The following is a 15,022-nucleotide window of genomic DNA, read 5'->3' as shown; positions in this document are numbered from 1 at the left end:
CGATTCTGAGGAGAATGTGATGAAGCAATATGTTAAACGTACACAACGCGACTACTCTCTGTCCTTTAAACTGGCCGTCGTTGAGCAGGTTGAAAAAGGTGAGATGACTTATCGTCAGGCTCAGGAGCGCTACGGTATCCAGGGGTGCTCCACCGTTCTGAAGTGGCTGCGTAAATATGGCCAGCTGGACTGGCACTCTTCAAAGCAGCGCAGCGCACGTGGAGGACTCATGAAAAAATCCCTTCCCCTTACGCCTGAACAACGAATCAAAGAGCTTGAGCAGCAGCTGGCTGAATCCGAAGTGAAGGCGCAGTTCTTTGAGGCCGTCGTGAAGGTCATGAACACTGAGTTCGGTGCCACGCTGACAAAAAAGCAGTTAGCTTCGTTATCGCGCAGGCAAAAACACCCGGACTGACCATCGTCAGGGTCTGCCGGTTTTTAAAAATAAGCCGTCAGGCCTGGTATCAGGGGTGTCAGCGCGTGCAACGTAAGTCAGAGCAGGCCTGCCGCATTACTGAGGAAGTGAAAAACCTCAGGATGCAGCAACCGCGCCTGGGCACGCGCAAGCTGCACCATATCCTTAACTGTCGGGATGCACCTGAACTGCATATCGGGCGGGACAGCCTGTTTACCGTACTCCGGGAGGCCGGGCTGCGGGTACGTCCGGCCAGGGCTTATCATAAAACAACCCACAGCCATCATCGCTTTTATAAGCATCCAAACCTGCTGAAAGACGGGCCGGGGCGGACCGTCATCTCCGGCCCGGAGCAGGTTTGGGTGGCGGACATTACCTGGCTTCCGGTCAGAACCGGCACGGCTTACGTGAGCCTGGTAACCGACGCATTCTCACGGAAAATAGTGGGTTACCATGTGCATGAAAGTCTTCATACAGAGCACGTGGTGAAGGCGCTACAGATGGCACTGAAAAACCGGCATGGCAGGACACCGCTGATCCATCACTCCGATCGCGGCATACAGTACTGCTCAGCGATGTACCAGTCGGTGCATGAAAGACACGGGCTAATCTGCTCAATGACGGATGGGTATGACTGTTATCAGAACGCCATTGCGGAGAGGGTCAACGGAATACTGAAAAACGAGCTGCTGATAACGCGCCCGGCAGACATCGTTCAGGCAGAAATAATGGTGGCGGAGTCGGTAAGAATCTACAATAGCCAGCGACCGCATCTGTCGCTGAAATATAAAACGCCAGATGCAGTACATCAGGCGTTTTGAGGGCGTAAAGTGTCAACCTATGCCAGGACTAGTCATCTTTTACCAGTGCCAGATTTTTGAAGGGGTAATCATCACCGGTAAAGGCACATCCCACTCTGCTACCGGTAGTTGCTCCACCTGCTGACAATCATGGGCCAGCCCGACAGGCAGAAAGCCATGCTGTTGCCAGTTCTGTAGGGTTCGGTCGTAAAAGCCGCCGCCCATGCCCAGGCGCTGTCCATGGGTATCAAATGCCACCAAAGGCACCATCACCACATCCAGCTCATTCAGTGTGACCAGGTTACGAATGTCCAGCACTGGCTCAGGAATATTCAGACGGTTACGTATCAGGGGTGTAGTGGATTGGTAACGAATAAACAGCAACTGACCGGCGGAGAAAGGATGAAGAACAGGCAGGTAAACTTCCTGCTGGCGTTGCCATAATCGCTCAATCAGGGGGTGAGTATTAAGCTCGCCATCAAAAGAGAGAAACAGCGCGATTTTCCTCGCCTGGCGAACGGCCGCGAAATCTGTCGCTCTCTCAGCGACCTGCTGGGCGGCCTGCTGTTGCTGAACTGAGCTTAACCCACGCCGCAACTGGCGAATGTGATTACGGATATTCTGGCGATCGGATAAAACGAGAGTCATCAGCGTTACCGTATCAGAGGATGTTTTAAGGATTTACTGCCGTTGGATGAAGTTATATCTGCTCACCGTTGAGCAGAACTGGTCAGGCATGGGCCATTGTAACCAGGAAGGGAATCTCCGAGATGCCGCCGCAGGCTGTAACACTTGAACCCTTGGTTCAAGGTGAGTATGTCGTCGCAACCATCAGGCTTCCCGGACAGGCCGGGCATGCACACAGGTCACCGAGCGCCACACTCTGTTGGTATGAAATATCGGCTCAGGGGACTGGCCCGCTTGCAAACATCTCAGAGAAATTTTGTATCACCGCCACTGTAACACAGTAAACGCTGACGTGTTATTCGAATTGCGTACCGGTACGTTCTGTAATGCGACCCTGCTCAAGCAATGCCTGTTCAATGGTCTGTTGCAGCATCCGGATACGTTGTTCCATGTTGCTGGCGTAATCGCGGGTTTTACTTTTTTCCTGCGCCAGCTCATGACAAATATTTAATGCAGCAATAAACACCAGCTGCTCGGTATTTGTGACTCTAGTGCGAACTTTTAAATCTTGCAACCGCTGATTGAGGTCGTCGGCAGCCATGTTCAGCGCATCTTGCTGTTCAGGCGGGCAATTCACTCTTAAAGAACGACCAAAAATTTGAATATCTACGGGCTGAGCAGACATGAAACCATCCTGACTGATTATTTCGCCGTCAATCTCCCTTGCCACTCAACAGGTTGGGAGGGTGAGGACTATAACTACCACGCTGGGAAGAAACAACCCCTTTCTGGAATCCTTGAGGCACCTGGTGGTAGCATAACATGAACTTCATCAGCCAACGACGACCAAAACGTATGTCACTAACAAACACAATGCCAGGCTACGATGCGCTGGCTTCAGCACTTACGCAGCAGGGTGTGGCAATGACGCCTGCTGAAATGCACGGTCTGATTAGCGGACTCATCTGCGGCGGCAACAGCGACAGCAGCTGGCAGACGCTGGTTCATGATTTGACTAATGAAGGCATGGCCTTCTCGCAGTCACTGATGCAGCCGCTACAACATTTGCATCAGACGGTGAGTGATACGCTGGAAGATGATGGTTTTATGTTTCAGCTCTATCTGCCTGAAGATGAAGATATTACCGTGTTTGACCGTGCGGATGCCCTGGCTGGCTGGGTAAACCATTTTCTGCTGGGGCTGGGCGTATCACAGCCTAAGCTGGCTCAGGTAAAGGGTGAAACCGGGGAGGCGATTGACGATCTGCGTACCATCGCCCAGCTGGGTTATGATGAAGATGAAGACCAGGATGAACTGGAACAGTCACTGGAAGAGGTGATTGAATATGTTCGGGTAGCGGCTCTGTTGTGCCACGAAACCTTCAGCCGCACCAGCGCGCCGAAGCCGGAAGTGAAAAAAAATACCCTGCATTAAGCTGGTCTTAGCCATTATATGGACTGCATTCAGGAGAAGTTGATGACACAGCAAGAGTTCGTACAACGTCGCCAGGCGCTGTTGGCAAAAATGGTCCCGGCCAGCGCCGCGATTATTTTTGCCGCCCCAGAAGTGACCCGCAGCAACGACAGTGAATATCCCTATCGTCAGAACAGTGACTTCTGGTACTTCACCGGTTTTAACGAACCCGAAGCGGTACTGGTACTGATTAAAAGCAGTGAAAATCACAATCACAGCGTGTTGTTTAATCGGGTGCGTGATTTGAATGCAGAGATATGGTTTGGCCGCCGGCTTGGGCAGGACGCCGCACCGGAGAAACTTTCCGTCGACCGGGCGCTGCCCTTTGACGATATCAGCGAGCAGCTGCCTCAGTTACTGAACGGCCTTGACGTGGTTTATCACGCGCAGGGTCTTTACACGCAGGCCGATGATTTGCTGTTCGCGGCCCTGGAAAAATTGCGGCGAGGATCCCGGCAAAATCTTATCGCTCCCGCCACGCTGACCGACTGGCGACCATGGGTTCATGAAATGCGTCTGTTTAAATCGCCGGAAGAGCTGAGGATTTTGCGTGAAGCCGGACGTATCAGCGCCCTGGCTCATACCCGTGCAATGCAGCAGTGCAGACCAGGAATGTATGAGTACCAACTTGAAGGGGAAATTCATCACGAATTCAATCGTCATGGGGCCAGATTTCCTTCTTACAATACCATTGTGGGATCGGGTGAAAACGCCTGTATTCTCCACTACACCGAGAATGAGAGTCAGCTGCGCGACGGCGACCTGGTGCTGATTGATGCCGGGTGTGAGCTTCAGGGCTATGCCGGGGATATCACCCGGACCTTCCCGGTAAATGGTCAGTTTTCTGCGCCACAGCGGGCGATCTACGACATTGTGCTGTCATCTTTGAACAAAGCGCTGGAACTGTTTCGTCCGGGAACCAGCATCCGTGAAGTGAACGAGCAGGTGGTGCGCATCATGGTCACCGGGCTGGTGGAACTTGGCGTGATGAAAGGTGATGTGGAAACGTTAATTGCCGAACAGGCGCACCGCGAATTTTATATGCATGGGCTCAGTCACTGGCTTGGACTGGATGTGCATGACGTTGGATTTTACGGCAATGACCGCGACCGGATTCTCGAACCGGGCATGGTGATTACGGTGGAGCCGGGTCTTTATATTGCCCCAGATGCGGATGTTCCTGCTGAGTATCGTGGAATCGGTGTTCGCGTGGAGGATGACATTGTCATCACTGCTGAGGGCAATGAGAACCTGACTGACAGCGTGGTCAAAGATGCGGATGAGATTGAAGCACTGATGGCGGCAGCAAAGGCACCATGAGCATAGTGATTGCAGGCGGAGGAATGGCCGGTGCCACGTTGGCGCTGGCCATTTCTCATCTTACCCAGGGTAAAGTGGCGGTCACGCTGGTGGAGGCAACTGCTCCGGCAAGCCGAACGCATCCAGGCTTCGATGGACGGGCAATAGCGCTGGCCGACGGGACCTGTCAGCAACTGGCGGCGATTAATCTCTGGCCGGTCCTGCAAAGGTGCGCGACGCCAATCACTGATGTGCATGTCAGTGATCGTGGTCATGCCAGCTTTGTTTCCATCGCGGCGCAGGACTATGGCATTGCTGCGTTGGGGCAGGTGGTGGAGTTACATGATGTTGGGCAGCATCTGTTTGCGATGCTGAAAAAAGCACCGGGTGTTCGCTTGTGCTGTCCGGCTAAAGTAACTGCCGTGGTGCGCAGTCAGCAGGAGGTCAGCGTCACCCTGGACAATGGGGATGTGATTAATGCGCAACTGCTGGTCGCCGCAGATGGCTCGCGCTCTCCGGTGGCTGCCTCCTGTGGGATTCAGTGGCAGGCTGAGGATTATCAGCAGATCGCGGTAATCGCCAATGTTTCCACGGCACAGCCTCACCGTGGGCGGGCTTATGAGCGTTTCACCCGATATGGCCCTCTGGCGCTGTTACCGATGTCAGGTGGGCGAAGTTCGCTGGTCTGGTGCCATTCGCTCTCATCTCAGCCGCAGGTTGATGGCTGGAGTGAGCAACAATTTCGTGATGAATTACAACAAGCCTTTGGCTGGCGACTGGGGCGCATCACCCAGGTGGGACAGCGCCACAGCTACCCCTTACAGCTTCAGAGAGCGACACAGCATGTTTCTCATCGTCTGGCGCTGGTAGGTAATGCGGCACAAACGCTGCATCCCATCGCCGGACAGGGATTTAATCTGGGTCTGCGCGATGTCATGTCGCTGGCAGAAACGGTGGCTGGTGCATTTCGTCACGGGCAGGATACTGGCAGCTATGCCACCCTTCAGCATTATCAGCAGCGGCGTCGGACAGATGCGGCAACAACCATTGGCATTACAGACAGCCTGGTCAGACTGTTTGCCAATAACTACACGCCGTTGGTTGCGGGGCGCAATCTGGGCCTGATGGCGATGGATTCCCTGCCGCTGGTGCGCAATTTGCTTGCCCGGCGCACGTTAGGCTGGGTAAAGCGTTGAGGAGAGAGCAGAGATGCAAACGTATGATGTGATCGTGGCGGGTGGTGGTATGGTCGGTCTGGCCGTTGCCTGCGGTTTGCAGGGCAGCGGCATGAAAGTGGCCGTTCTGGAGCGTGAAACTCCCCCGGTGCTGACGGCCAGTGATGTACCGACATTACGGGTGTCAGCGATCAATGCGGCGAGTGAGCGTTTTTTACAGCATATGGACGTCTGGAATCAGATTGTCGCCTGCCGGGCCAGCGCGTACCACGCTATGGAGGTTTGGGATCGGGACAGCTTTGGTCACATTACATTTGATGATCAACAGCAGGGCCTGCCTCACCTTGGACACATTATCGAAAATACGGTCATTCAGCAGGCATTATGGACGAAAGCCAGTGAGCAGCGTGATATCACTCTGATCCCGGGCGCACAACTGCAACAGGTGGCTTTTGGCGATAACGAAGCCTTTGTGACGCTGAATGACGGCACCATGATTGGAGCCAGGCTTCTGGTGGCCGCTGACGGTGCTAACTCATGGCTGCGCAATAAGGCGGATATTCCGCTGACATTTCATGACTATGAACACCATGCGTTGGTGGCAAATATACGCACCAGACAGCCACACGGTGCGGTTGCACGTCAGGTTTTCCACGGTGAGGGCATTCTGGCTTTTCTGCCGCTCAGCGACCCGCATCTCTGTTCCATCGTCTGGTCACTGCCGCCTCAGGAAGCCACGCGGCTTCAGTCAATGCCGGCAGAGGTATTCAACCAGCAACTGTCGGTGCTTTCCGATCTGCGTCTCGGTTTGTGTACGCTGGAAAGTGAGCGGGAAACCTTTCCCCTGATGGCACGCTTTGCCCGCAGTTTCGCCACTCATCGTCTGGCGCTGGTGGGTGATGCCGCACATACCATTCACCCACTGGCAGGGCAGGGAGTGAATCTTGGTTTTATGGATGCAGCAGAACTGGTTGGTGAACTGAAACGTCTGCATCAGCAGGGCAAAGACATTGGTCAGCACCTTTATCTGCGTCGGTATGAGCGTCGCCGCAAATACAGCGCGGCGATGATGCTGGCTGGAATGCAGGGCTTCCGCGAGCTGTTTGATGGCAACCATCCGGCAAAGAAACTGCTTCGTGACGTTGGACTCAGCCTGGCCGACAAGCTTCCGGGGGTGAAACCTCGTTTGCTGAAGCAGGCGATGGGGCTTAACGACCTGCCGGAATGGCTGCATTAATCTTCATTGCTCCAGCATTAATGCCCATCCTGTAACCAGCGGAAATGAACGGAAAATATTTCACTGTTCCGTTCATTCCTTTTCTCCAGCGATGACATGGGCTAACGGCCTGACCGGCGATCACCCTCTTACCGTCAACGTCAACTACCTTCCTCTGCTGCCCGCCGGTTTGCCTGCCAGGAGGCGATAACCGCATTATCCGGACGGTATAATCTCCCCCCATCTCGCCGTTATTCTTATCTGACAACATCATCAGCATCTGCCTGTTGAAGGTCTGAATAACGTGATGCCCTGTTTTGGTACATCATTTGAAAAATTCTAATTTCACCACCCTGTTCGCATTATATTTTCTCATGCCTGGATGGTTTTATCGCGCTGTCATTTTATCTGTGAGATGCCTTTTCACTACTTTTAAACTGCAATAAGGCTATTAAATCAGAATTTAAAAATGTGATTATTTGTATTTTAAGTTAAAAACTCCGATGAATTATCTTTCCCCTCTGTTGCACCATAATGATTCGACCCTGTTTAACTTATGGTTAATCACCGTATTCGATGGTAACTTCAGTCCCAGGGTAACGTTTGCGCCGCGCCAGCCGTGCAGGCGTCAATAATCAGAACAGGAATCGATATGACTCAGCAGACTCCCTTGTTTGAACAACATCAGGTTGCAGGCGCACGTATGGTGGACTTTCATGGCTGGATGATGCCACTGCACTATGGCTCACAGATCGATGAACACCACGCGGTACGCACTGATGCCGGGATGTTTGACGTCTCGCACATGACCATCGTCGATTTGCATGGGCCGCGTACCCGCGACTTTCTGCGTTACCTTCTTGCCAACGATGTTGCCAAACTGACCCAACCGGGTAAGGCCCTCTACACCGCCATGCTCAATGCTTCCGCTGGCGTCATTGACGATCTGATTGTTTACTTTATCAACGAAGAATTTTTTCGCCTGGTGGTCAACTCAGCTACCCGTGAGAAGGATCTGGCGTGGATTGGTGAACATGCTGAACCTTATGGCGTTCAGATTCACGAGCGGGACGATCTGTCGCTGATTGCCGTGCAGGGGCCGAATGCCCAGGCTAAAGCACAAAGCCTGTTTGACGAGACACAATGTCAGGCCGTAGCCGGAATGAAACCTTTCTTTGGTGTAGAGACCGGCGACCTGTTTATTGCTACCACGGGATACACCGGTGAAGCGGGTTATGAAATTGCCCTGCCAAACCAACAGGCGGCTGAATTCTGGCAAAAGCTGGTGGCGGCAGGCGTGAAACCTGCCGGGCTCGGCGCGCGCGACACGTTGCGCCTTGAAGCCGGGATGAATTTGTACGGTCAGGAGATGGACGAAGGGGTTTCTCCGCTGGCTGCCAATATGGGCTGGACGGTGGCATGGCAGCCACAGGAGCGCGACTTTATCGGCCGTGAAGCGCTTACCGCGCAGCGCGAAAAAGGCACTGAACAACTGGTCGGTCTGATGATGACTGAAAAAGGCGTACTGCGGAATGAACTGCCGGTGCGCTTCACCGATGCGCAGGGCAATCTTCAGCAAGGCGTCATTACCAGCGGTTCCTTCTCGCCAACCCTGGGGTACAGCATTGCGCTGGCTCGCGTTCCGGCGGGTATTGGCGAAACGGCCATTGTACAGATCCGCAACCGTGAAATGCCGGTTCGCGTAACCAAACCCATTTTCGTGCGTGCCGGTAAACCGGTCGTATAACAGACTTGCAAGCCAGGCGATGCGCTGTCAGAGCGTATGCCTTTAAATAATAACGTTCAGGAGAGTGGGCGATGAGCAATGTGCCAGGTGAATTGAAATATCGTGACAGCCACGAATGGGTGCGTAAAGAAGCAGACGGAACCTACACCGTGGGGATCACGGAACACGCACAGGAACTGTTGGGCGACATGGTGTTCGTCGACCTGCCCGACGTGGGCAGCAGTTGGAGCCAGGGCGATGACTGCGCAGTGGCAGAATCAGTGAAAGCTGCGTCAGATATTTACGCCCCGATTAGCGGTGAAGTGGTGGCGGTAAATGACGCGCTGGACGGAGAACCGGAACGGGTCAACAGCGCGCCTTATGAAGACGGCTGGCTGTTCCGTATTAAAGCCAGCGATGAATCCGAACTGGATTCACTGCTGGATGCGGATGCCTATAAAGCCAGCATTGACGAATAACCCGTAATCAGGATTTGTTAGCAATGACCCAGACTCTCAGCCAGTTAGAACACACCGGTGCGTTTACTGAGCGCCATATCGGCCCCTCTTCGCAGCAGCAGGAGGCGATGTTAAATGCTATCGGTGCCCATTCTCTTTCCGGGCTAATCGCCTCGATTGTGCCGGCGGATATTCAACTGCCAGGCCCACCGGCGATTGGTGACGCCCTGACTGAACATCAGGCGCTTGCAGAGTTAAAGGCGATAGCCAGTCAGAACCAGCGCTACAAATCCTACATCGGCATGGGGTATACGCCGGTACTGACACCGCCGGTTATTCTGCGCAATATGCTGGAAAATCCGGGCTGGTACACGGCCTATACCCCCTATCAACCTGAAGTGTCGCAGGGACGTCTGGAAGCTCTGCTCAATTTTCAACAACTGACGCTGGATCTCACCGGGCTGGACATCGCGTCAGCGTCACTGCTGGATGAAGCGACCGCAGCGGCAGAAGCGATGGTAATGGCGAAGCGCGTCAGTAAGCTGAAAAATGCCGGACGTTTTTTTGTCGCGGATGACGTTCACCCCCAGACGCTTGACGTGGTGCGCACCCGTGCTGAAACTTTTGGTTTTGAGCTGCTGGTGGACAAGGCAGAAAAAGTCCTCGATCACCAGGAGGTGTTTGGCGTGCTGTTGCAGCAGGTCGGCACCACCGGAGAAGTACAGGATTACACCAGCCTGATTGCCGAACTGAAAGCACGAAAAGTGGTTGTGGCGGTCGCGGCCGATTTGATGTCGCTGGTGCTGTTGCAGGCTCCAGCCAGACAGGGCGCGGATATTGTTTTCGGCTCCGCTCAGCGTTTTGGCGTCCCAATGGGATACGGCGGGCCACACGCGGCATTCTTCGCTGCACGCGACGAGCATAAACGCTCAATGCCCGGGCGTATTATTGGTGTTTCCCGCGATGCGGCAGGCAACACTGCCCTGCGGATGGCAATGCAGACGCGTGAGCAACATATTCGCCGCGAGAAAGCGAATTCAAATATCTGTACCTCTCAGGTGCTGCTGGCCAACATTGCCAGCCTGTATGCCGTATTCCACGGTCCGCAGGGGCTGAAGCGTATTGCGTCACGTATTCATCGTCTGACCGATATTCTGGCTGCCGGCCTGCTGAAAGCCGGTCTGACGCTGCGTCATCAGAGCTGGTTTGATACCCTGACCGTCGAAGTAAGCGACAAAGCCGCCGTACTGGACCGCGCACTGAGTTTCGGTATCAATCTGCGCACCGATATTCATCAGGCTGTTGGCATCACGCTGGATGAAACCACCCTGCGTGAAGATGTGGCTGCGCTGTTCTCAGTTCTGTTGGGAGAAAACCACGGTCTGGATATTGAACAACTTGATGCTGCGGTTGCCGCCGGCAGCCAGTCGATCCCGGCAAACCTGCTGCGACAGGATGCCATTCTGACGCACCCGGTATTCAATCGTCATCACAGCGAAACGGAAATGATGCGCTACATGCACAGCCTGGAGCGCAAAGATCTGGCACTCAACCAGGCGATGATCCCGCTGGGATCCTGCACCATGAAACTGAATGCCGCTGCGGAAATGATCCCCATCACCTGGCCGGAGTTTTCAGAACTGCATCCATTCTGTCCGGCAGAACAGGCCGGTGGCTATCTGCAAATGATTGGTCAGCTGTCGCAGTGGCTGGTCCAACTGACCGGCTATGATGCGCTCTGCATGCAGCCAAACTCAGGCGCACAGGGTGAATACGCTGGCCTGCTGGCAATCCGCCGCTATCATGAAAGCCGCAATGAAGGCGGACGTCATATCTGCCTGATCCCCAGCTCTGCGCATGGCACCAATCCGGCATCCGCCCAGATGGCAGGGATGTCAGTGGTGGTGGTCGCCTGTGACCGACAGGGAAATATCGACCTGCATGACCTGCGCATCAAGGCGGAGCAGAGTGGTGAAGCGCTCTCCTGCATTATGGTGACCTACCCGTCCACCCACGGCGTGTATGAAGAAACCATCCGCGAGGTTTGCCAGATCGTTCATCAGTTTGGCGGTCAGGTTTATCTGGATGGCGCAAATATGAATGCCCAGGTGGGAATTACCACGCCGGGTTACATCGGCGCGGATGTATCCCACCTTAACCTGCATAAAACCTTCTGTATCCCGCATGGCGGCGGCGGTCCCGGTATGGGGCCAATCGGCGTGAAAGCGCACCTGGCACCCTTTGTGCCGGGTCACAGCGTGGTGCAGATTGATGGGGTGCTGACGCAACAGGGCGCGGTTTCCGCCGCACCTTTTGGTAGTGCTTCCATTTTACCCATCAGCTGGATGTACATCCGCATGATGGGGGCGGAAGGTCTGAAACAGGCCAGTTCGGTGGCGATCCTGAATGCCAACTATATCGCCACGCGTTTACAGTCTGCTTACCCCATTCTTTACACCGGTCGTGATGGTCGCGTGGCGCATGAGTGCATTCTGGATATTCGCCCGCTGAAAGAGCAGACCGGCATCAGCGAAATGGATATCGCCAAGCGGCTGATAGATTATGGTTTCCACGCGCCAACCATGTCCTTCCCGGTGGCGGGTACGCTGATGGTTGAGCCGACTGAATCAGAGAGCAAAATCGAGCTGGATCGCTTTATCGATGCGATGCTGGCTATCCGAATGGAAATCGATCGGATAGCAGCAGGCGAATGGCCAGCGGACGATAACCCACTGGTCAATGCTCCCCATACGCAAATGGAAATCGTCAGCGACTGGTCGCATCCCTACAGCCGGGAGCTGGCGGTCTTCCCGGCAGGAAGCGAAAATAAATACTGGCCTGCGGTGAAACGTCTTGATGATGTTTACGGTGACCGTAATCTGTTCTGTTCCTGCGTCCCGATGAGCGAATACGAATAGTCCGGCGGATGTTGACTGCACATAAGAGGGGCACATGGCGTGCCCTTTTTTTTCGGGAGTGACAGATGAAAATTGCACTGGTAACAGGCGGCAGTCGGGGGATTGGTCGGGCAACCAGTTTATTGCTGGCCCGACAGGGGTACGTCACGGCGGTAAATTATCATCGCGATCATGCGGCGGCGGAAGAGGTTGTGACGCAGATCCATCAGCAGGGTGGGCGGGCTTTCAGTGTTCAGGCCGACATTGCCGATGAAGAACAGGTGATGGCGATGTTTCGTCGGATAGACAGCTATCCGGGGGTGCTGACCGCACTGGTCAATAATGCTGGCATCCTGTTTCAGCAGACCACGGTTGAACATCTCTCTGCTGAACGGATCGCCGCTGTATTCGCCACCAATGTAACCGGCACTTTCATTTGCTGCCGTGAGGCGGTTAAACGAATGGGATGGCACCACGGTGGAACGGGCGGGGCGATTGTTAATGTCTCCTCTGCCGCTGCCCGTAGCGGTGCACCGGGGGAGTACGTTGACTATGCGGCGTCAAAAGGGGCAGTCGATACCCTGACCACAGGCTTAGCGCTTGAAGTGGCCGCGCAGGGGATTCGGGTTAACTGCGTGCGGCCGGGTTTTATCTATACCGAAATGCATGCAGACGGAGGGGAACCTGGAAGGGTGGATCGTGTGGCATCGACCATTCCAATGCGGCGGGGAGGACAGCCAGAAGAAATTGCCCGGGTGATTGGCTGGCTGATCAGTGACGACGCCTCGTATGTTACCGGTACGTTTACAGATGCGGCCGGTGGGCGTTAGCCTGACAAACACCGCTAACTTAGCCACTGCGTCACAGAGTTGTCCGCCGCGCAGGGACGGCAATGAAATCATTTTCCTGACTCTCGATCTGTTTTCAGTAAGTCTTCTCCGCCGCCTTGTGATGATTATTTTGTGCAGGTTGCGAAAAAATCGCGGATTTACTGCTGTTACAGCCATTCACAGTTTATTTTAGCTTACATGTGTACTCTGAAATTATTCTCAGTTACGCTAAACCTGCTCAATTTTCGGGCGTGCTGGCCGATATTAACAGTACTGAGCGCTGATATTACCCGGTATCAGCAAGCCCGTTTCATTCCAGGGAGTAAGTGTTATGGCCAATAAAGCGTTACTTGCACACGGCTATTCGCTGGCCGAAGAAGTGGCTAACAGTATCAGCCACGGTATCGGCTGTATTCTGGGGATTGTCGGACTGGTCCTGCTGCTGAATCATGCCATTGACACCCAGGCAGGCATCATGGCGATTGCCAGCTACAGCCTGTATGGCGGCAGCATGATCCTGCTGTTTCTGGCTTCCACCCTTTACCATGCTATCCCCTTTCAGCGGGCAAAATACTGGCTGAAAAAGCTGGATCACTGCGCCATCTACCTGCTGATTGCGGGCACCTACACCCCATTTTTGCTGGTTGGACTGAAGTCGCCGTTGGCACATGCCCTGATGGTGGTCATCTGGAGTCTGGCGCTGATTGGCGTGGTGTTCAAATTACTGTTCGTGCAGCGCTTTGAGGCACTGTCGGTCACCACTTATCTGCTGATGGGATGGCTGTCGCTGATCGTCATTTATCAGCTGACGTTAAAGCTTTCGCCGGGCGGCGTCTGGCTGCTGGCGCTGGGCGGCGTTATCTATTCGCTGGGGGTTATCTTCTACGTGGCGAAAAAAATCCCTTACAACCACGCAATCTGGCACGGCTTTGTGCTGGGGGGAAGCCTCTGCCATTTTCTGGCGATCTATCTCTACGTATCCTGAATAACAGGGGCCGGATGGCCCCTGGTCAGGTTGCTCAGCTTAATGCATAGGGCAGCGGTTGAATGGTCAGCTTGCCCGTTTCATCACCCTGCACACGTAACTCACTGTCAGGCTCAAGATCGTTATTCAACACCACCTGAATCCACACTGTACCGTCATCCAGGCGGCAGGCAGTGAGAACGGTTCCGGTACGACGCCAGTTGTCACCCAGCTTCAGCTCCAGCCCGTCGTTAGCCGCCGGAAGATGCGTGGCTGTACCCGCCAGCCAGTAGAGCGCGCGCTTGTTTGCACCGCGAAATTTCGCCCGGGCAACCATCTCCTGACCGCTGTAACACCCTTTTTTAAAACTGATGGCGTCCAGCGCCTGAAGATTGGTCGCCTGTGGAATAAACTGGCTGCTGCTGACATCGTCAATTACCGGGAAACCGGCTTCGATATCAAGCGCGAGCCATTGTGCGCTGTCGGCGAGCTGCGCCTGGCCTTTCAGCGCATCCTGTAGCGTCAGCGCGATATCCTGGCGGGTTACCACCATAAAGCGTTCGGCAGGCAGAGCAAACCACAGCAGGGTGGTTTCACCCTGCTGCACCACAGGGTTTTCAGCATCGGGTAACTGGTCAAAACAGCCGGCTAACGCCGCCCGCGCCTGCAAACCCGCCACGCCAAGCAAAATCGCGTCGTCATCGGCGCTGATACTGATTTTTGAGAACACAGCATATTTTTTCAGCTCCGTAATCTGCGCATCGCGCAGACTGCGTCGTAACAGATAGGCCAGCCCTTCACCACGATGAAAAAGACGCAGATTGCTCCACATTTTACCTTTGGCATCGCAGTGCGCGGCAGGAAGATGGTGACTGGCAGACAGCGCAGCGACATCCAGCGTCACCTGCCCCTGAAGATAGCTGATGCAGTCTGCGCCGGTTACCTGAACCAGCGCCCACTCTTCCAGTGAAATCAACGTCAATGGCAGGCGCGATGAAGCCGCAGGTTGACGAGGCGGAAAAGATAAAGTCGGCATGATGTATTCCTGAATGAAGATAAGCTCTGCCGGTCATGTTAGAAGAGCCGACCGGCTTTGCAACCAGTTTCCTGGAAACGACGCACAAAACGCGTGATATCCCTGT

13 protein-coding genes and 1 other RNA gene are annotated in these 15,022 nt (G+C 54.4%); 10 read left to right on the top strand and 4 right to left on the bottom strand.

Going from position 1 to position 15,022, the window contains the following annotated elements; genetic code table 11:
* The first annotated feature begins 19 nt into the window (after window positions 1–19).
* Window positions 20–1,236 (top strand): IS3 family transposase gene (locus BG55_RS14220; protein ID WP_152542550.1). Its coding sequence is split into 2 segments (ribosomal slippage): window positions 20–364 and window positions 367–1,236, totalling 1,215 coding nucleotides; the frame shifts between segments, so codons are not numbered across the junction.
* Between the two features lie 39 nt (window positions 1,237–1,275).
* Here the strand turns inward: BG55_RS14220 and BG55_RS14215 are convergent.
* The 3 genes from BG55_RS14215 to zapA all read right to left on the bottom strand — a co-directional run bounded on the left by BG55_RS14215 (window position 1,276) and on the right by zapA (window position 2,527).
* Window positions 1,276–1,863, bottom strand: coding sequence for a 5-formyltetrahydrofolate cyclo-ligase (locus BG55_RS14215; RefSeq protein ID WP_034938664.1), 588 nt, complete (start codon window positions 1,861–1,863; stop codon window positions 1,276–1,278).
* Between the two features lie 110 nt (window positions 1,864–1,973).
* Window positions 1,974–2,157, bottom strand: a non-coding RNA gene (gene ssrS / locus BG55_RS21935) — 6S RNA.
* A 40-nt stretch (window positions 2,158–2,197) separates the two neighbouring features.
* On the bottom strand, window positions 2,198–2,527 hold the full coding sequence (gene zapA, locus BG55_RS14210) for a cell division protein ZapA (RefSeq protein WP_034938662.1): 330 nt from the start codon (window positions 2,525–2,527) through the stop codon (window positions 2,198–2,200).
* A gap of 170 nt (window positions 2,528–2,697) precedes the next feature.
* Between zapA and BG55_RS14205 the strand changes: the two genes are divergently transcribed.
* From BG55_RS14205 to trhA, 9 genes are all read left to right on the top strand, one after another.
* Window positions 2,698–3,276 (top strand): YecA/YgfB family protein, encoded by a 579-nt coding sequence (locus tag BG55_RS14205; RefSeq protein ID WP_034938764.1) that lies wholly within the window; start codon window positions 2,698–2,700, stop codon window positions 3,274–3,276.
* A gap of 42 nt (window positions 3,277–3,318) precedes the next feature.
* On the top strand, window positions 3,319–4,635 hold the full coding sequence (gene pepP, locus BG55_RS14200; protein ID WP_034938661.1) for a Xaa-Pro aminopeptidase: 1,317 nt from the start codon (window positions 3,319–3,321) through the stop codon (window positions 4,633–4,635).
* On the top strand, window positions 4,632–5,810 hold the full coding sequence (gene ubiH / locus BG55_RS14195) for a 2-octaprenyl-6-methoxyphenyl hydroxylase (protein WP_034938659.1): 1,179 nt from the start codon (window positions 4,632–4,634) through the stop codon (window positions 5,808–5,810). The genes pepP and ubiH overlap by 4 nt, the downstream gene beginning before the upstream one ends.
* 13 nt (window positions 5,811–5,823) lie before the next feature.
* A complete protein-coding gene (ubiI, locus tag BG55_RS14190; protein WP_034938657.1) occupies window positions 5,824–7,026 on the top strand; it encodes an FAD-dependent 2-octaprenylphenol hydroxylase in 1,203 nt (400 codons plus the stop codon).
* 631 nt (window positions 7,027–7,657) lie between these two features.
* On the top strand, window positions 7,658–8,752 hold the full coding sequence (gcvT, locus tag BG55_RS14180; RefSeq protein WP_034938653.1) for a glycine cleavage system aminomethyltransferase GcvT: 1,095 nt from the start codon (window positions 7,658–7,660) through the stop codon (window positions 8,750–8,752).
* 71 nt (window positions 8,753–8,823) lie between these two features.
* Window positions 8,824–9,210, top strand: a complete 387-nt coding sequence (gene gcvH, locus BG55_RS14175) for a glycine cleavage system protein GcvH (protein WP_034938652.1) — start codon at window positions 8,824–8,826, stop codon at window positions 9,208–9,210.
* 23 nt (window positions 9,211–9,233) lie between these two features.
* On the top strand, window positions 9,234–12,107 hold the full coding sequence (gene gcvP, locus BG55_RS14170) for an aminomethyl-transferring glycine dehydrogenase (RefSeq protein WP_034938651.1): 2,874 nt from the start codon (window positions 9,234–9,236) through the stop codon (window positions 12,105–12,107).
* A gap of 65 nt (window positions 12,108–12,172) precedes the next feature.
* Window positions 12,173–12,916, top strand: a complete 744-nt coding sequence (locus tag BG55_RS14165) for an SDR family oxidoreductase (RefSeq protein ID WP_034938650.1) — start codon at window positions 12,173–12,175, stop codon at window positions 12,914–12,916.
* A gap of 331 nt (window positions 12,917–13,247) precedes the next feature.
* Window positions 13,248–13,901, top strand: a complete 654-nt coding sequence (gene trhA / locus BG55_RS14160; RefSeq protein ID WP_034938645.1) for a PAQR family membrane homeostasis protein TrhA — start codon at window positions 13,248–13,250, stop codon at window positions 13,899–13,901.
* 34 nt (window positions 13,902–13,935) lie between these two features.
* Here the strand turns inward: trhA and ygfZ are convergent, their stop codons facing one another.
* Window positions 13,936–14,916 (bottom strand): tRNA-modifying protein YgfZ, encoded by a 981-nt coding sequence (gene ygfZ / locus BG55_RS14155; protein ID WP_034938643.1) that lies wholly within the window; start codon window positions 14,914–14,916, stop codon window positions 13,936–13,938.
* Window positions 14,917–15,022 lie beyond the last annotated feature (106 nt).

It is taken from the genome of Erwinia mallotivora, from assembly GCF_000590885.1.
Lineage (GTDB): Bacteria > Pseudomonadota > Gammaproteobacteria > Enterobacterales > Enterobacteriaceae > Erwinia > Erwinia mallotivora.
This window is presented reverse-complemented; position numbering and strand designations above follow the sequence as displayed.